The 17,143-nt window shown below is 70.5% G+C and carries 17 protein-coding genes; 13 read left to right on the top strand and 4 right to left on the bottom strand.

Annotated elements, in window-relative coordinates:
* Window positions 1-6 precede the first annotated feature (6 nt).
* Window positions 7-522 carry a hypothetical protein gene (locus AB0G10_RS06205; RefSeq protein ID WP_360917272.1) on the top strand — a complete coding sequence of 172 codons (516 nt, stop codon included), beginning with the start codon at window positions 7-9 and terminating at the stop codon, window positions 520-522.
* Window positions 523-602: 80 nt separating this feature from the next.
* Here AB0G10_RS06205 and AB0G10_RS06200 read toward each other — a convergent pair whose 3' ends face one another.
* On the bottom strand, window positions 603-1,460 hold the full coding sequence (locus AB0G10_RS06200) for a sigma-70 family RNA polymerase sigma factor (protein ID WP_360917269.1): 858 nt from the start codon (window positions 1,458-1,460) through the stop codon (window positions 603-605).
* 247 nt (window positions 1,461-1,707) lie between these two features.
* On the opposite strand from AB0G10_RS06200, the gene AB0G10_RS06195 reads away from it, so the two are divergent.
* A complete protein-coding gene (locus AB0G10_RS06195) occupies window positions 1,708-3,345 on the top strand; it encodes a DEAD/DEAH box helicase (protein WP_360917266.1) in 1,638 nt (545 codons plus the stop codon).
* A gap of 498 nt (window positions 3,346-3,843) precedes the next feature.
* Here AB0G10_RS06195 and AB0G10_RS06190 read toward each other — a convergent pair whose 3' ends face one another.
* Window positions 3,844-4,500 carry a hypothetical protein gene (locus tag AB0G10_RS06190; RefSeq protein WP_360917263.1) on the bottom strand — a complete coding sequence of 219 codons (657 nt, stop codon included), beginning with the start codon at window positions 4,498-4,500 and terminating at the stop codon, window positions 3,844-3,846.
* A gap of 17 nt (window positions 4,501-4,517) precedes the next feature.
* Here AB0G10_RS06190 and AB0G10_RS06185 point away from each other — a divergent pair, with 17 nt between their 5' ends.
* Window positions 4,518-4,688 carry a hypothetical protein gene (locus AB0G10_RS06185; RefSeq protein ID WP_360917260.1) on the top strand — a complete coding sequence of 57 codons (171 nt, stop codon included), beginning with the start codon at window positions 4,518-4,520 and terminating at the stop codon, window positions 4,686-4,688.
* A 10-nt stretch (window positions 4,689-4,698) separates the two neighbouring features.
* On the opposite strand, the gene AB0G10_RS06180 is transcribed toward AB0G10_RS06185, so the two are convergent.
* Together AB0G10_RS06180 and AB0G10_RS06175 are read right to left on the bottom strand one after the other, a co-directional pair.
* Window positions 4,699-5,697, bottom strand: a complete 999-nt coding sequence (locus tag AB0G10_RS06180; RefSeq protein WP_360917971.1) for a phosphatase domain-containing protein — start codon at window positions 5,695-5,697, stop codon at window positions 4,699-4,701.
* Between the two features lie 147 nt (window positions 5,698-5,844).
* A complete protein-coding gene (locus AB0G10_RS06175) occupies window positions 5,845-6,546 on the bottom strand; it encodes a hypothetical protein (protein WP_360917257.1) in 702 nt (233 codons plus the stop codon).
* Window positions 6,547-6,683: 137 nt separating this feature from the next.
* Between AB0G10_RS06175 and AB0G10_RS06170 the strand changes: the two genes are divergently transcribed.
* The 10 genes from AB0G10_RS06170 (at window position 6,684) to AB0G10_RS06125 (ending at window position 17,059) form a co-directional block, all read left to right on the top strand.
* Window positions 6,684-7,529 (top strand): NAD-dependent protein deacetylase, encoded by an 846-nt coding sequence (locus tag AB0G10_RS06170; RefSeq protein ID WP_360917254.1) that lies wholly within the window; start codon window positions 6,684-6,686, stop codon window positions 7,527-7,529.
* A 141-nt stretch (window positions 7,530-7,670) separates the two neighbouring features.
* Entirely contained in the window at window positions 7,671-8,675 is a 1,005-nt protein-coding gene (locus tag AB0G10_RS06165; RefSeq protein ID WP_360917251.1) for a LacI family DNA-binding transcriptional regulator, read from the top strand.
* 100 nt (window positions 8,676-8,775) lie between these two features.
* The gene (locus AB0G10_RS06160) at window positions 8,776-10,464 is read left to right on the top strand and encodes an ABC transporter substrate-binding protein (protein ID WP_360917248.1); all 1,689 of its coding nucleotides are present in this window, start codon (window positions 8,776-8,778) and stop codon (window positions 10,462-10,464) included.
* A gap of 63 nt (window positions 10,465-10,527) precedes the next feature.
* Complete coding sequence (locus AB0G10_RS06155) at window positions 10,528-11,574, top strand: ABC transporter ATP-binding protein (RefSeq protein ID WP_360917245.1); 1,047 nt, start codon at window positions 10,528-10,530, stop codon at window positions 11,572-11,574.
* Complete coding sequence (locus tag AB0G10_RS06150) at window positions 11,571-12,551, top strand: ABC transporter permease (RefSeq protein WP_360917242.1); 981 nt, start codon at window positions 11,571-11,573, stop codon at window positions 12,549-12,551. The genes AB0G10_RS06155 and AB0G10_RS06150 overlap by 4 nt, the downstream gene beginning before the upstream one ends.
* 3 nt (window positions 12,552-12,554) lie before the next feature.
* A complete protein-coding gene (locus AB0G10_RS06145) occupies window positions 12,555-13,622 on the top strand; it encodes an ABC transporter permease (protein WP_360917239.1) in 1,068 nt (355 codons plus the stop codon).
* Window positions 13,619-14,614 carry an ABC transporter ATP-binding protein gene (locus tag AB0G10_RS06140; RefSeq protein WP_360917236.1) on the top strand — a complete coding sequence of 332 codons (996 nt, stop codon included), beginning with the start codon at window positions 13,619-13,621 and terminating at the stop codon, window positions 14,612-14,614. Before AB0G10_RS06145 ends, AB0G10_RS06140 begins: the two co-directional genes overlap by 4 nt.
* A 58-nt stretch (window positions 14,615-14,672) precedes the next feature.
* Window positions 14,673-15,989 carry a GH1 family beta-glucosidase gene (locus AB0G10_RS06135; protein WP_360917233.1) on the top strand — a complete coding sequence of 439 codons (1,317 nt, stop codon included), beginning with the start codon at window positions 14,673-14,675 and terminating at the stop codon, window positions 15,987-15,989.
* Window positions 15,986-16,813 carry a class I SAM-dependent methyltransferase gene (locus AB0G10_RS06130; RefSeq protein ID WP_360917230.1) on the top strand — a complete coding sequence of 276 codons (828 nt, stop codon included), beginning with the start codon at window positions 15,986-15,988 and terminating at the stop codon, window positions 16,811-16,813. The genes AB0G10_RS06135 and AB0G10_RS06130 overlap by 4 nt, the downstream gene beginning before the upstream one ends.
* Window positions 16,814-16,858: 45 nt before the next feature.
* Window positions 16,859-17,059, top strand: coding sequence for a hypothetical protein (locus tag AB0G10_RS06125; RefSeq protein WP_360917227.1), 201 nt, complete (start codon window positions 16,859-16,861; stop codon window positions 17,057-17,059).
* The last annotated feature ends 84 nt before the right edge of the window (window positions 17,060-17,143 follow it).

The following is a 17,143-nucleotide window of genomic DNA, read 5'->3' as shown; positions in this document are numbered from 1 at the left end:
CGGGTCATGGACTTCAACCACCCGTACTCCCGCTTCGCCGCCGTGGCCCTCGCCGCGGTCTCCGTGCTCGGTATCACCTCCGCCTGCTCCTCCGACTCCGACGAGGCCGCCGGCAACGCCGCCGCCGCGGCCGCCAGCGGGCCCGAGCCGAAGACGGTCGACGGCGCGAAGGCGGCCGCGCAGACCGTGTTCGATCGGTTCAGCGGCGGGGACTTCGCCGGCGCGTGGGAGCTCTACACCAGCGCCGGCAAGCAGGCGATCAGCAAGGACGACTACATCAAGTTGAACGAGGCCTGCTCCCGCAAGGGCCTCGCGATCCAGCTGACCAGCGCCCGCATGGAGGGCACCGACAAGGCCATCGTGATCGCGAAGCAGCTCGTCGCGGCGCAGTCCTACACGATGGTCTACGAGAAGGACGCCTGGAAGCTGGAGCCGGCCAAGGAGGGCCTCGCGCTCTACAAGCTCGGCGCGGCGAAGGCGATCGCGGCGCAGAAGAAGGCCGGCACCTGCGCGAACGCCTGATCCCCGGGATTGGTGCGGGGCCCGCCGCGAACCGCGGCGGGCCCCTTTCATGAAGCCTCTTCGGGCAGCTTTATGAGGGTTCAGGCGGCGCTGCCCACCGGCAGGCCCTCGGGGCTCGTCATCTCCAGACGCGTACGCAGCGTGCCGCGCGTCGCGATCCTGTCGTAGTACGCCGCCCGCCGCCGGGCCACGCAGCCCTCCTTCGCCGGGTTCTGCGCCGCGAGGGACGGCTCCAGGTGTGTGTTGAGCCCGTCGCGCAGCAGCACCAGCGCCTCGGCCCGCAACTGTGACACCCGTGACTCGCTGACCCCGAGCTCGGCCGCGATCTGCGCCATCGGCCGCTCCTGGAAGAAGTAGCCCTCCACCACCACGCGCAGCCGCTCCGGCAGCACGTCGACGGCGTTGCGCAGGTAGCCGAGCCGCTCCCGGCGCAGCAGCATCTCCTCCGGCCCGGCGCCCGGCTCGGTGACGATGTCGTCAGCCGTCGCCGTGGCGAAGCCCTGCAGGCTGAACACGGTCGCGCGGTGCACGTCGTCCTCGGCCGACTCGATGTCCTCGACCGTGCAGCCGAGCCGCTCCGCCACCTCGGCGGCGGTGGGCGTCCGGCCCAGCTCGGCCATCAGCTCCTCCCGCGCCGCGTCGGTGCGGCGGGCCCGCTGCCGCACCGACCGGCTGGCCCAGTCGAGGCCGCGCAGCTCGTCCACGAGCGCGCCGCGGATCCGGGTCGCGGCGAACCGGGGGAACGGGACGCCGCGCTCCGGGTCGAAGCCGCGGGCCGCCGCCACCAGGGCCGCGTACCCGGCGGAGAGCAGGTCGTCGCGGTTCACGTGGGAGGGGACCCGGGTCAGCATCTCCCGGACCAGATGCCCGACGAGGGGCATGTTCTTCCGCACGATGTCTTCGCCACGCCTCTCCGTAGCAGGTGCCTCACCGGTCATCAGGGGTCTCCTCGTTCGCAGGCCGGGTGGGGTGATCCGGCGCTGAGGAGAAAGATCGGGCCTGTTGAGTGCGACGCGGTTCGCCCTCGGGTGCGAACCGGTTGCGGACCGTGGCCGGTACAATGATCGGAAGTGGCCTGCGGACTTTTCCCAGGCCGCCCTCGGATCGACCACCACGCGCCGCGGCCGGGAACATCGCGCCGCGCCGGGCAGGACGACCCTCGACGACGTTGGAGTTCACCACTTCATGACGACCTTCACCGAGCTCGGCGTGCCCGCCGCCCTCGACACGGCGCTCACCGACCTCGGCATCACCACGCCGTTCCCGATCCAGGCCGCCACCCTGCCCGACACCCTCGCCGGGCGCGACGTGCTCGGCCGCGGGCGCACCGGCTCCGGCAAGACGTACGCGTTCGTCATCCCCGTGGTGGCGCGGCTCGCGGCGTCCGCCCGCAAGCCCCGGGCCGGCCGGCCCCGCGCGCTGATCCTGGCGCCCACCCGCGAACTCGCCACCCAGATCGAAGCCACGCTGCGGCCGCTCGCCGACGCGGCTGGTCTTCGTACCCTGGTGGTCTTCGGGGGTGTCGGAGCGAACCCGCAGATCAAGGCGCTGAAAGCGGGAGTCGACGTGCTGGTGGCCTGCCCGGGCCGCCTCGACGACCACATCCGCAACGGCCACGCCGCCCTGGACGATGTGGAGATCACCGTTCTGGACGAGGCCGACCACATGGCCGACCTGGGCTTCCTCCCGGTCGTCCGGCGGCTGCTGTCCCAGACCCCGGCCGGCGGGCAGCGCCTGCTCTTCTCGGCCACTCTGGACAACGGCGTCGACGTGCTGGTGCAGCGCTTCATGCGCTCGCCGGTCACGCACGCCGTGGACGCGGCCGCGCAGGCGCCGGTCGAGATGGACCACCACGTCCTGCACGTGCAGCACGACGACCGCTTCGGCGTCCTCGTCGAACTCCTCGCCGCACCCGGCCGCTCGGTCGTCTTCACCCGCACGAAGCGCCGTGCCAAGGTCCTCACCCGCCAGCTCAACGCGGCCGGCGTCCCCGCCGTCGAACTGCACGGCAACCTCGCGCAGAACGCCCGCAACCGCAACTTGTCCGCGTTCTCCGACGGCACCGCCGGGACGCTCGTCGCCACCGACATCGCGGCCCGCGGCATCCACGTCGACGACGTGACCCTGGTCGTGCACGCCGATCCGCCGGTCGAGCACAAGGCCTACCTGCACCGCTCGGGTCGTACCGCCCGGGCCGGCGCGCGGGGCACCGTCATCACGCTGATGACCGACGATCAGCAGGCGGACGTGCGGGACCTCGCCCGGAAGGCGGGCATCCGCCCGGTCACGCACCGGACCCGGCCCGGGGATGTGCTGCTCGCCACGCTCGCTCCCGGTGAGCGGACGTTCCAGTCGCCGGATTCGATCAGTGCCGCGCTGTCCGCCTCCGCGTCGTCGTCTACCGCGTCCGTTTCGGATGCGGATGACGAGTCCCGTGGTGGGCAGTCGCGCCGGCGTCGCGGTGGTCGGGGGCGGCGGCCTGCTGCTGACGGCGGCTCACGCTCTTCGGGTTCGTCTCCGGCTGCTGCTTCTTCCGCGGCTTCTTCCGCGGCTTCTTCCGCAGTGCAGGACGGTGGCACGGGCAAGAACCGCTCGGGACAGGGCCGTTCGGGACAGGCGCGTGCTGGGCAGGCGCGTGCTGGACAGGCGCGTTCCGGTCAGGCGCACAACGCCGGCCAGGCGCGGGGCGCGAGCTCATCGCGCGGGTCCGGCCAGGCGCGTGGTTCCGCTCCGCGATCGGGTACGCCGCAGCAGCGCCCCGCCTCCTCGGGAGGAGCGGCGGCCTTCTCAGCCCGCTCCAACCCGCGCCGCTCGGCTCGCTGACCCAGGCTCACCAATTCCGGCTCGCTGATCCCGGCGCACGATTCACAGCTCCGAAGCCCGGCCGCGCTTGCCCGGCTGAGCTTCAGAGCTGTTTCGGCGCCCGATTTGTCGCCCTCCCGTACAGCCACCTCAGCCCGGCTGCAGCTCATTGCTCCGGAGGGCGCTCCCCACAGCCATACACAACAGCCGACCGACACCGGCCGCAGCCCACGGCACATCCCGATCACCGCCCGCCCGGCGCGCGCGGAGGAGGGCCGAGCGCGGGGACGGGCGTCCCGGTGTCCAGCGGGGCAGTCGGTCGGGGCGGGCAGGAGTGTCACCTGCCGTGTCGAGGAGGCGCAGCCAGGGCCAGAAGGCGGGCGCGCCCGCACCCGGGTCGACGCGGCCGGTCTGAACGTGGCGCCGTGGCGCGGGAGACGCCTCCTCGACCACGGCGCTCTTGCCGATGCCGACCTCGCCGGTCAGCAGGGCGACGGCGCCGGGGGTACGACGAAACCGTCAGGCCTCCGGCACGCTGACCGAGATCTCGTCCCCCAGGGTGAAGCCGGGGCAGAGCTCCAGCTCGTCACCCGACCAGAAGCGGCCCGGGTCGTACCAGTTGGCCTTGCGGCCTCGCGGCAGCAGGCCCATGTCCTCATAGGTCACCGCGACCACCTCGGCGCAGTACGCCTTCTCCAGCGTCGCCTCGCTGACCTGGCCGCCGCCCTTCTGCCACGGCAGCCGGATCTGCGGGACCCGGCCGCGCGCCCAGCGGAAGGCGAGCTGCGAGGTGGACGGGAACGGCGTGCCGTCGAGCCGGGCCACGGTCTTGAGGGCCTGGTCCTCCATCTCCCGGGTGGCGCCGGGGTCGAGCTGGCGCAGGTAGCCGCGCTGGCCGTAGCGCCGGGCCCAGACCGTGACGGCGTCCCGCAGGTCGTGCAGCTGCACGCCGCGCTGGAAGTTGCCGGACCACATGTCGGGGAGGGATCTGCCCAGCTCGGCGTGCCACATCAGCGGCGGCATGTCGTCGATCACCAGGGACATGCCGACGTGGTTCACCGGGCTGTTGGTGAGCGTCTGGATGGCACGATCCGGGCCGGAGCGCCCGCGAAAGATCCAGATGTCACCCGTACGCGTCAGGTCGATGGCCTCGTCGAGGCTGAGTTCGGCAACCACGTGTCTATCCTCAGCTGATGCGTTGGTGGAAGGTAGCGGGACTTGCAGGGCTGGCGGGCGTCGCGGCGACGGGCGTGGTGATCGCCCGGGCCGAGCGGCGGCGGCGAGCGTACACCCCGGACGAGATCAGGCAGAAGCTGCACGAACGGGTCAGCGAGGTGGAACCGGCCGAGAAGGCCGCGGACTGATCCAAGCCGGTCACACCACGTCGGTGTCGCGCAGCAGGGACCAGAGGCCGGCGCCGTCCGGGGCGGAGAACCACGTCTTGCCGCCGGACGGCACCACCTCGGCGGTGTCCGGTCCGGGGATCGCGCCGGCCAGCACCGCCTGGGTGGGCGAGAGCCGGCGGATCGCGACGGCCGCCACGTTCTCCGGGTGGGCCCGGGCGAACTCGGAGTAGATCTCCTGGTCGTGCTGACCGTCGTCGCCGATGAGCAGCCACCGGACGTTCGGGAACTCCTCGGCGAGCCGGGCCAGCGACTTGCGCTTGTGTTCCTGGCCGCTGCGGAACCAGCGGTCCGGGGTGGGACCCCAGTCGGTCAGCAGGATCGGGCCGGCCGGGTAGAGGTGCCGGCTCAGGAAGCGGGTCAGGGTGGGCGCGACGTTCCACGCGCCGGTGGAGAGGTAGACCACCGGGGCGCCGGGGTGCGCGTTGACCAGGCGCTCGTAGAGGACCGCCATGCCGGGGACCGCGGTACGCGCGTGCTCGTCGAGCACGAACGTGTTCCACGCGGCGAGCAGCGGGCGCGGCAGGGTGGTGACCATGACCGTGTCGTCGATGTCGGAGATGACGCCGAACTTCACGGCCGGGTCGAGCACCCGGATCGGCGCGTCGATCGGGGCGGCGCCCTCGGTGGACATCCGGGCGGTGCCCCAGCCGGGCTCGAGGTCGCCCTTGACCTTGCAGTCCACGTATCCGCTGCGGTCCGACCGGGTCTCGGTCACCGTGCCGCCGAGCTCGATCCGGACCACGGCCCCGCTGGCCGGGGTGGTGGTGAAGCTGCGCCAGCCGCGGACCTTCTCCCGGCGCTTGCTGACCGGGCCGGGGCGGGCCAGCAGGACCCGGCCCATCACGCGGGCCCAGCCGGGGGCGCCGTAGCCGGTGTAGGCCGTGATGTACGGCTTCCAGCCGCGGCCGACCAGCCGGCGCTCGATGATCTCGTGGATCGCGTCTTCGATGAGGGCGGCCCGGTGCATCCGGGGTGTGGGCGTGCGACCCGGGGATCCGCCGCCCGTGGGAGTTACCGTCACCATCGCCTCCTTACCCCAAGACCGCCCGGCGCTCACGTTACCTGGGCGGCCTGAGTGGCCGAGCGGGAACGGGCAGGCGGTCCAGGGTGGACGTCAGGCGGCGGCCGGCAGTTCGGCTCCCGTCCACTGTTCGGACCACCACTGCTGGTCGGCGGCCTCGTCGGCGGGTCCGCGCAACCGGGCCGCGGCGGCTTCGGCGCGCAGGTCACGCAGGGTTTCCGCGGCCGCTTCCGCGCCGCGCCACGCGGCCTGTTCAAGAGCAACAGCTTTTCGGTACGCCTCGAGCCGATGCGCCCGGACGGCCCCGTGCAGCACCGCCTCCTGCTGGACCGGGTGCAGCCGCGGGTTCCAGCCGCGGTGCGCGAAGACGTCGTTCAGCTGCCCGATCGACAGGTCCTGGGTACGGCACAGCTCGGTGGCGGCACGGTGCAGGTAGCGCTGCCGGTCGGCGTTCTCGCCCGGCTTGCGGCGGCGGCTCATCAGCGGGAACGCGGTGGCCGCCCCGATCCGCCGGGCCGCCGTCTCGGCCTCCTCGTACGCGGTCCAGGCGGCGTCGACCGCCTCCTGCGCGGCCACCCACTCGGCGCGCCGGCGCTCGGCGGCCGCGGACGCCTCGGCGACGGCCCCCTCGATCTCGGCGGCGTACGGATTCTCGTCCGGCGCCGGTTCGGCGGGCTTGCGCAGCCGGGGCAGCCGCGAGCTCACGATCGCGACGGCGAGCAGGAGCAGGATCGTCAACCAGATCGCGGTGGCCTGCGGCACAGCCTTCAGAAAGCCCTGTAGAGCGGAATCCATGCGAACACCCCCAAAGAAGGCCCGTGACCTGCTCGTTCAACCTATCGGAGGGCCGGTCGGCGCACACGGGTCATTCCGGTCACGGCCACCCGTACGGATGGCACGCGCGGTCATTCCGGCGAGGGACCATGGATGTCATGGACCTACAGGTGGTGGAGCAGGTGACGCGGCTGGACGAGTGGATCGCCGAGGGCGGCGTCACCGTGCTGAGCGGCGCGGGCCTCTCGACCGACTCCGGGATCCCGGACTACCGGGGCCCGTCCGGCTCGGCCCGGCGTGGCTCGCCGATGACCTATCAGACCTTCACCGGTGACCCGATCGCCCGGCGGCGGTACTGGGCGCGCAGCCACCTCGGCTGGCGCACGATCGGCGGGGCGCTGCCCAACGACGGCCACCGGGCGGTCGCCCGCTGGCAGGAGTCCGGCCTGCTCAACGGCGTGATCACGCAGAACGTGGACGGCCTGCACCAGGCCGCCGGCGCCCGGGACGTGGTGGAGCTGCACGGCAACCTGGCCCGGATCGTCTGTCTCGGCTGTGGCGAGCTCACCCCGCGCGCCGAGCTCGGGCGCCGGCTCGACCTGGCGAACCCGGGCTTCGCGGCGGTCGCCACCGCGATCAACCCGGACGGCGACGTGGAGCTCGACGACGCCGAGCTGACCGGGTTCGCGGTGGTGGACTGCCGTACCTGTGGCGGGGTTCTCAAACCGGACGTCGTGTACTTCGGCGAGACCGTGCCGGCCGGCCGGGTCACCCGCGCGTTCGAGCTGGTCGGCTCGGCCCGCACGCTGCTCGTCCTCGGCTCCTCGCTGACCGTGATGTCGGGCCGGCGGTTCGTGCTGCGCGCCGTGAAGGAGGGCATCCGGGTGGCGATCGTGAACCGGGGCGTGACCCGCGGCGAGCCGTACGCCGACATGGTGATCGACGCCCCGCTCGGCGTGGTGCTCCCGAACCTGGGCCGGACACCGACGGCGGCCGATTTCTAAACACAGTTACCGTCTCGAAACCTAAATAGATCTCACGCCCCGTTGACGTGACGGCCCTCACTGGGGTTGACTGCCGGAACCGGTACCGAAACCGGTTCCGAAACCCCCTGGCAACACCCTGGAACATCCCGGAGGGACGTAGTGCCGATCACGATCGCCGATGTGGCGGCCCGGGCCAAGGTCAGCAAGACCACGGTCTCCCGGGTGCTGAACGGCAAGGGCGAGCTCGACGAGACGACCGCCGCGCGGGTCCGCGCGGTGATCGAGGAGATGGGCTACGTCCCCAGCGCCCGCGCGGTCAACCTCGCCCGCGGGCGCACCCGGGTGGTCGGCATGCTGGTGCCCTCGCTCACCTGGCCCTGGATGGGCGAGGTGCTGCAGGGCGCGGTCGACGTGCTCGAGGCGGAGCACTACGGCCTGCTGCTCTTCACCTGCAACCGCGGCGACGACTCGATGCGCCAGTTCGCCGCCCAGGTGGCCGCCAAGTCCTTCGACGGCCTGCTGGTCATCGAGCCCGAGGGCACCCTCGACTACATCGCCACCCTGCACAACCGGGGGCTGCCGGTGGTGCTCATCGACGACCGCGACCAGATCTCCGGCGGCACGATCCCGACCGTCGGCACGACCAACCACACCGGCGCCGCCGACGCGGCCAAGCACCTGATCGAGATCGGGCGCCACAAGCCGCTCGTGATCACCGGGCCGTCCCGCTTCGGCTGCACCCAGCAGCGCACCGACGGCTTCGTCTCGGTCTACGCCGACGCCGGCCACCCGATCTCGCCCGACCGGATCATGCTCGGCGACTTCAAGGTCGGCTCCGGCACCGACAACGTCAAGCGCGCGATCGAGTCCGGCATGGAGTTCGACGCGGTCTTCTGCCACAACGACCTCTCCGCCTTCGGCGCCATGCAGGCGGTCCAGGAGAGCGGCCGGAGCGTGCCCGAGGACGTCGCCGTGGTCGGTTTCGACGACATCCCGATGGCGGCGCACGCGAAGCCCGCCCTCAGCACGGTCCACCAGCCTCTGCGGGAGATGGGTGAGGCGGCGGCCCGTACGCTGCTCGCCCATTTCGAAGGAGCGCCCCTCCCGAACCGGCCGACCATAATCCCGGCGACCTTCACGGTCCGGAAGTCCACCCGGACCTGATCCGACGAGAACCCCATCTACCGGCCGCTATGACGGCCGGGGAACAGCTACGCCCTTCACCCCTCTCACCCCGCATTTGAAATCCCGAGGAGTTATTGCGATGCAGAGAAGGAAACTGTTCGCGGTCGCCCTGGCGGGCGTGCTCGCCACGGGCGGTCTCACCGCGTGCGGCGACTCGCCGAACGAGAACAACAAGAACGCGTCGAACGGCAAGCAGGTCGACTTCCTCTCGATCGGTATGCCCAACGGCACGGTGACCGAGAGCAACAACCCGTTCGTCCAGACCTCGGCCGCCGCCTCGCTCGGGTACCGCTGGATGATCTACGAGCCGCTCGGCCAGTGGAACAACACGAAGCCGGCCGACCCGCTGACCCCGTGGCTGGCCAGCGAGATCAAGTGGTCGCCGGACTACAAGACCGTCGACCTGGTGATCCGGGACGGCGTGACCTGGTCCGACGGCAAGCCGCTGACCGCCGAGGACGTGGTCTACACCCACAACCTGATCAAGAGCAACGAGGCGCTCAACCTCTTCGCCATCCCGTACGACCAGATCACGGCGGACGGCAACAAGGTGAAGATGACGTTCAAGACGTCGCAGTTCACCACGCACCACAAGGTCATCGGCCAGACCCCGATCGTGCCGAAGCACATCTGGGAGACGATCTCCGACCCGGCGACCGACGCGTTCAAGAACCCGGTCGGCAGCGGTCCCTACACCTTGAAGTCGTTCTCCCAGCAGGCGACGATCCTCACCGCTCGAGAGAGCGGTTACTGGGGCACCGCGCCGAAGGTGAAGGAGCTGCGCTACACCTCCTACGCCGACAACAACGCGCAGGCCACGGCCCTTGCGAGCGGCCAGGCGGAGTGGAGCTTCGTCTTCATCCCGAACTACGAGCAGACCTTCGTCTCCAAGGACCCGGAGCACTACAAGGTCTGGGCGCCCGGCGTGCTCGGCATCCACGGCCTCTACATCAACACCACGAAGAAGCCGTTCGACGACCCGGCCCTGCGCCGCGCCATGAACATGGTGATCAACCGGAACGACATCTTCGTCCAGGCCGAGGCGAGCTACTTCCACCCGGAGATCAAGAGCGTCACCGGTCTCCCGGAGGGCGCCGGTGACGCCTACATCGCCGACGAGTACCAGGGCAAGACCTTCTCGGTCGACGTCGAGGGCGCCAAGGCCCTGCTCACCCAGTCCGGCTACAAGCTCGACGGCAACGTCCTCAAGGACAAGTCCGGCAAGCCGGTCACCATCAAGCTGACCGACCCGGCGCCGTGGTCCGACTACCAGACCTCGCTCGAGATCATCAAGAGCAACCTCGCCGAGATCGGCATCGAGGCCACCGTCGAGAAGCCGAACCAGAACGTCTGGGACGCGAACGTCCAGAAGGGCGACTTCGAGGCCACCATGCGGTGGACCAACGGTGGCTCGACGCCGTTCGACATCTACCAGACCGTCATGGACGGCGACCTGATGAAGCCCATCGGCACCGCCGCCCAGCAGGGCAACTTCGGCCGCTTCGACAGCCCGGAGGCGACCGCCGCGCTCAAGGCGTACTCGAACGCGACCGACGACGCGGCCCGCAAGACCGCGCTCGCCACGATCCAGAAGATCTTCGTGGAGCAGGCCCCGATGCTGCCGGTCGGCTCGGACAACGTCGGCGCCGCGTACAGCACCAAGAACTGGGTCGGCTGGCCCACCGACGCGGACTCGTACGCGCCGGCCCAGCCCACGCAGGCCGCCGCTCTCCAGGTCGTCCTGAAGCTTCAGCCCGCCAACTCCTGATCGCACGCGGGCGCCCCGGTTCCGGCCGGGGCGCCCGCCTGAAGCATGTACGAAGGAAACGGCATGACGTCGATCCCGGACGCGAAGGCGCCGGCCGGCGAGGTGGTGCTCGAGGCGATCGGCCTGACCAAGCACTTCCCCGTCCGCCGGCGGCTGCGTGACCTCTTCTCCAACCGGCACGACGCGGTTCACGCCGTCGACGATGTGAACCTCACGCTCCGCCGCGGCCAGGTCGTGGCCCTCGTGGGCGAGTCGGGCTCGGGCAAGTCCACCGTGGCGCGGCTGCTCGCACAGCTCTATCCCCGGACCGGCGGCGACATCCGGCTGCACGGCGAGACGACGATGGTCAAGTCGGGCTCGGCGTTCCGCCGGTACTGCGCCCAGGTCCAGATGATCTTCCAGGACCCGTTCGCGTCGCTGAACCCGGTGCACACCATCCGGTACCACCTCGAGCGGTCGCTGAAGATCCACGGCAACGCCGGGGAGGACCTCGACGGCGCGCTGCACCAGCTGCTGGAGCGGGTCTCGCTCACGCCGCCCGAGCGCTACCTCGACAAGTTCCCGCACGAGCTCTCCGGCGGCCAGCGGCAGCGCGTCGCGATCGCCCGCGCGCTCGGCGCCCAGCCCGAGGCCCTGCTCGCCGACGAGCCGGTGTCGATGCTGGACGTCTCGATCCGCCTCGGCGTGCTGAACCTGCTCCGGGATCTCAAGGAGCGCCTCAACCTGGCGATCCTCTACATCACCCACGACATCGCCTCGGCGCGCTACTTCGCCGACGAGACGATGGTCATGTACGCGGGCCGGATGGTGGAGGGCGGCGACTCGGAGACCGTCACGCAGTCGCCGGCCCACCCGTACACCAGGCTTTTGATCGAAAGCGCCCCGGACCCGGACCGCCTCGCCGGCGCCGCCGAAGCCGGCGCCGAGGAGCGCGGGAACGGCGAGCCGCCGAGCCTCATCCACCCGCCGACCGGATGCCGCTTCCACCCGCGCTGCCCGGTCGCGATGCCGCGCTGCTCGACCGACCTCCCGGTGCGCCTCGAGATCGGCGACAAGCCCGGCCACTGGGCCGCGTGCTGGCTGTACGACAAGAACGAGGTCGCGTCGTGAAGTACTTCCTGCAGCGCCTCGCCTTCTACCTCTTCACCGCGTGGGCCGCGATCACGCTGAACTTCCTCATCCCCCGGATGATCCCCGGCGACCCGGTCCAGGCCCTGATCACCAAGTACCAGGGTCAGCTCAGCAGCCAGGCCATCGACTCGATGTACGTCCTGTTCGGACTCGACAAGGACGCGAGCATCTGGCAGGAGTACATCAGCTACTGGAAGCAGCTGTTCTCCGGCGACCTGGGGCTGTCGTTCACGTTCTTCCCCACCCCGGTCTCCGAGATCATCTCCAATTCGCTGCCCTGGACGCTGCTGCTGGTCGGCATCACCACGGTGATCAGCTTCTTCCTCGGCACCGGCCTCGGCGTCCTGGCCGGCTGGCGGCGCGGCTCGTGGGCCGACGGCCTGCTGCCGGTCACCACGTTCCTCTCCTCGGTGCCGTACTTCTGGCTCGGCATCATCGCGATCTACCTGCTCACCGGGCCGGACAGCTTCTTCCCGTCCTCCGGCGGCTTCGACAGCGGCCTGGTGCCGGCCTGGGACCAGTACTTCATCCCGAGCGCCATCCAGCACAGCCTGCTGCCCGCGCTGACCATCCTGATCTCGTCGGTCAGCGGCTGGATCCTGAGCATGCGCAACATGATGGTGACGGTCTCCTCGGAGGACTACATCACCGTGGCGCACGCGAAGGGCCTCTCCGACCGCCGGGTCGCGATGAGCTACGCGGCGCGCAACGCGCTGCTGCCGAACGTCTCCGGCTTCGCGCTCTCGCTCGGCTTCATCGTCGGCGGCACGCTGCTCGTGGAGATCGTCTTCTCCTACCCGGGCATCGGCTTCCAGCTCTTCCAGGCGCTCGGCGCGTCCGACTACCCGCTCATGCAGGGCGTCTTCCTGATCATCACGATCTCGGTGCTCGTCGCGAACCTGCTGGCGGACATCGCGTACCTGCTCCTGGACCCGCGCACCCGTAAGGAGGGCTGAGCGATGACGATCCCCACCTCCAGCATCGAGCAGGTCATCCCGGAACAGGGCGCGATGGCCCAGCCCGACGCCGCGAAGCCGGCCAAGGTCAAGCGGCAGCGCTTCCGGTTCGTCGCCAACAAGAAGGCGGCGGCCGGCCTGATCGTCCTCGGCTTCTACCTGCTGTTCGCGGTGATCGGCCCGTGGATCGCGCCCTACGACCCGAGCGCGCGCGGCGACCAGCTGGTCCAGCCGCCGTCCGGGGACCACTGGCTGGGCACCACCCACCTGGGCCAGGACGTGTTCAGCCAGCTGCTGGTCGGCACCCGCAGCGTCATCTTCGTCGGCTTCTTCGCCGGCATCGTGGCGACCGTGCTCTCGGTCATCATCGGGGTGACCGCCGGGTACGTCGGCGGCCGGACGGACGAGGTCCTCTCCGCCCTCTCCAACGTCTTCCTGGTGATCCCGGCCCTACCGCTCATCATCATCATCACGTCCACCCTGGAGAGCGCCGAGGACTGGCTGATCGCCCTGGTCATCGGCCTCACCTCGTGGTCCTGGAACGCCCGGGTGCTGCGGGCGCAGACGCTCTCGCTGCGCCGGCGCGACTTCGTCGAGGCGTCCCGGGCCACCGGCGAGCGGACCTGGCGGGTCATCGGCTTCGAGCTGCTGCCGAACCTGACCGCCGTGATCGCCTCCGGCTTCGTCGGCACGGTCATCTTCGCGGTGCTCTCCGAGATCACCCTGGCCTTCATCGGCGTCACCTCGGCCAGCACCTGGAACTGGGGAACCATCCTGTTCTGGGCGCAGGGCCAGCAGGCGCTCGCCCAGAACGCCTGGTGGTGGTTCATCCCGGCCGGTCTCGCCATCGCGTTCCTCGGCACCGCCCTGTCACTGATCAACTTCGGGATCGACGAGTTCGTCAGCCCGCGCCTGCGCAGCATGGGCAAGACCAAGCTCAAGACCGTCTCGGGCCGCACCGTGCGGATGCGGATCGGCTTCACGCCGGTGCTGAACAACTCGGCCGAGCCGCACACGCACGCGTCGAAGACGCCCGTCACCCCCGTCATCCGGAAGGAGGTCGCGCCGTGAGCGAGCCCGTTCTCGAGATCCGCAACCTCAACGTCGAGTACGGCCTCGGCGACCAGGCGGTCCGCGCCGTCCGCGACGTGAACCTCACCCTGCACCGCGGCGAGGTGCTCGGTCTGGCCGGCGAGAGCGGCTCGGGCAAGTCGACCCTGGCGTACGGGATGACCCGGCTCCTCCCCCCTCCCGGTGTGATCACCGGCGGTCAGGTGATCTACCACCCGGCCGAGGGCGAGGCGTACGACGTGCTCGGGCTCTCGGACAGCCGGCTGCGGCAGTTCCGGTGGAACGAGACGGCGATCGTGTTCCAGGGCGCGATGAACTCGCTCAACCCGGTGCACAAGATCTCCACGCAGCTCACCGACGTGCTCAAGGCGCACGACCCGACGATGAGCGAGCACAGCCGCAACGCCCGGGCCCGGGAGATGCTCAAGCTCGTCGGGATCGCGGCCGACCGGATGGACGCGTACCCGCACCAGCTCTCCGGCGGCATGCGGCAGCGCGTCATGATCGGCATGGCGCTGATCCTCCAGCCGCAGGTCGTGATCATGGACGAGCCGACCACGGCGCTCGACGTGGTGATGCAGCGGCAGATCCTCGGCCAGCTCATCGAGCTGCGGGAACGGCTCGGCTTCTCGGTCATCTTCATCACGCACGACCTGTCGCTGCTGGTCGAGTTCTCGAACCGGATCGCGATCATGTACGGCGGCCGGATCGTCGAGGAGGCGCCGGCGGCGTCGATCTACCGGGACGCTCTGCACCCGTACTCGGCGGGGTTGCTCGGATCCTTCCCCGCGCTGCGCGGACCGCGCCGCGAGCTCACCGGCATCCCCGGATCGCCGCCCGACCTCAAGGGCATGCCGAGCGGGTGCTCGTTCCACCCCCGGTGCCCGAAGGCGTTCGACCCGTGCGCCGACAACATCCCGGTGCTGGGTGCTCCCGGAACGCCGGACGCCGCCACGCGAACCGTGGCCTGCTGGTTGCACCCGGTCGCCTAAGCCGGAGGCCGGTCCCCTGCCGTCGGGACCGGCCTCCACTATTTCATGGGGAAATTTCGTGACATTTACGTGGGGAGTGGCCACCTCGGCCTACCAGATCGAGGGCGCCGCCGCCGAGGACGGGCGCACGCCGTCCATCTGGGACACCTTCGCCCGGGACGTGGTCGGCGAGACCGGTGACGTGGCGTGCGACCACTACCACCGGATGCCGGACGACGTTCAGCTGATCAAGAGCCTCGGGGTGGACGCCTACCGGTTCTCGGTCTCCTGGACCCGGGTGCAGCCGCACGGCCGCGGCCCGGCGAACCGAGCGGGCCTCGACTTCTACGACCGGCTCGTGGACGAGTTGCTGGCGGCCGGGGTCGACCCCTGGCTGACGCTCTACCACTGGGATCTGCCGCAGGAGCTGGAGGATCGCGGCGGGTGGACGAACCGGGACACGGCGTACCGGTTCGCCGAGTACTCGGGGCTGGTCGCCGACCGCCTGCAGGATCGGGTGCGCAACTGGGGGACGGTCAACGAGCCGTGGTGCGTGGCCTACCTCGGCTACGAGCACGGGGTGCACGCGCCGGGCCGCAAGGACTTCGGGGCGGCGATCGACGCGACGCACCACCTGCTGCTGGGGCACGGGCTGGTCGCTTCCTCGCTGCGCCGGGAAGGGAACGTCGTCGGGCCGGCTCTCAACATCGGGACGGCGACACCGGCGTCCGGCGATCCGGTCGACATCGCCGCCGCCCGCCTCGCCGACGGGATGGGCACCCGGATCTTCCTCGACCCGATCGCCCGTGGCGCCTACCCCGACGACGTGCTGGAACATCTGGCCGCCCGCGGCTTCGCGCTGCCGATCCGGGACGGCGACCTGGAGATCATTTCGGCGCCGATCGACATTCTGGGCGTCAACTTCTATTTCGGGCAGGACTTCTCCGGGTACGACGCGGACGGCAACACCACCGACGCCGCGGGCCTGCCCGTGGTGCGGGAGATCTACCCCGACGTCCCGCGTACCGCCCTGAACTGGCCGATCACCCCGGACCGGTTCACCGTCCTGCTGAAGCGGCTGCACGACGACTACGGGATCCCGCTCGCCGTGACCGAGAACGGCGCGGTCTACGACGACGTGCCGGACGCCACCGGATTCGTCGACGACCCGGAGCGGACCGCGTACCTCGCGGCGCACGTCGACGCGGTCCTCGCGGCCCGGGCCGCCGGCGCCGACGTGCGCGGATACTTCACCTGGTCGCTGATGGACAACTTCGAGTGGGCCGAGGGCTACGCGAAGCGGTTCGGCCTCGTGCACGTCGACTACGAGACCCAGGTGCGCACGCCGAAAAGGAGCGCGCTCTGGTTCCGGGACCGCGTACGCTCCGGCGCATGACCGACTACCTCGACGTGAACCGCGCGAACTGGGACGAGCGCGCTGCACCCCACGCCGCGTCGCCCGACTACCACGTCGAGGACTTCGCGAACGACCCGTCGTTCCTGAGCGACGTCGTCCGCTTCGACCGGCCCCGCCTCGGTGACATCGCCGGGCTGCGCGGCGTGCACCTGCAGTGCCACATCGGCACCGACACGGTCTCGCTGTCGCGGCTCGGCGCCACCATGACCGGCCTCGACTTCTCCGGCGCCTCCCTGGAGCAGGCCCGGGTGGTCGCCGAGCGGGCGGGCGCCTCGATCTCCTTCGTGGAGAGTGACGTGTACGCCGCCAGGGACGTCCTGGACGGCGGGTTCGACCTGGTCTACACCGGGGTCGGCGCGCTCGGCTGGCTGCCCGACATCAAGCGGTGGGCGCGGACCGTCGCGTCGCTGCTCGCCCCGGGCGGCCGGCTCTTCATCCGGGAGGGCCACCCCGTCCTCTGGTCGCTCGACTACGAGCGCACCGACGGCCTGCTCGCGCTCGCGACGCCGTACTTCGAGCACGCCGAGCCGCAGATCTGGGACGAGGCCGGCACCTACGTGTCGACCGACCACGAGTTCCAGCACACCGTGACGCACGAGTGGAACCACGGGCTCGGCGAGATCGTCACGGCGGTCCTCGAGGCCGGGCTGGTCCTCACCGGACTCGAGGAGCATCAGTCGGTGCCGTGGAACGCCCTGGAGCGCGACATGCGCCCGATCGGCGGAGGCGAATATCAGCTCATCGACCGCCCGGAGCGCCTGCCGCACACCTACACCCTGCAGGCGCGCCGTTTAGCGGACTGACCCGGCGGGGTATCTGCCGCGCATCCCCGGTAGAGGAGGTCCCCGATGCGGATCGGCGCGGTCATAATCGTCATCTGGCTGGCACTCGGCGTCGTCGCCGCGTTCCAGCGAGGCTACTTCAAGGACACCGGCGACGCGAGCTGCGCCGAGGCGGGCACCGTCATCATCACCACGATCGCGGGTCCGCTCAACTGGATGGGCGTGAACCCGAAGATCACCTGCGACATTCCCGAGCCCAGCAAGTAGAAAGCTCTCCACTCCCCCCTCTCGATCTTGTTGATTCGGGACGCCCCGTCCCTGTGCGGATCAACAAGATCGGGAGGGGTCGTG

Origin of the sequence: Actinoplanes sp. NPDC023714 (assembly GCF_040639855.1) — a bacterium.
Lineage (GTDB): Bacteria > Actinomycetota > Actinomycetes > Mycobacteriales > Micromonosporaceae > Actinoplanes.
This window is presented reverse-complemented; position numbering and strand designations above follow the sequence as displayed.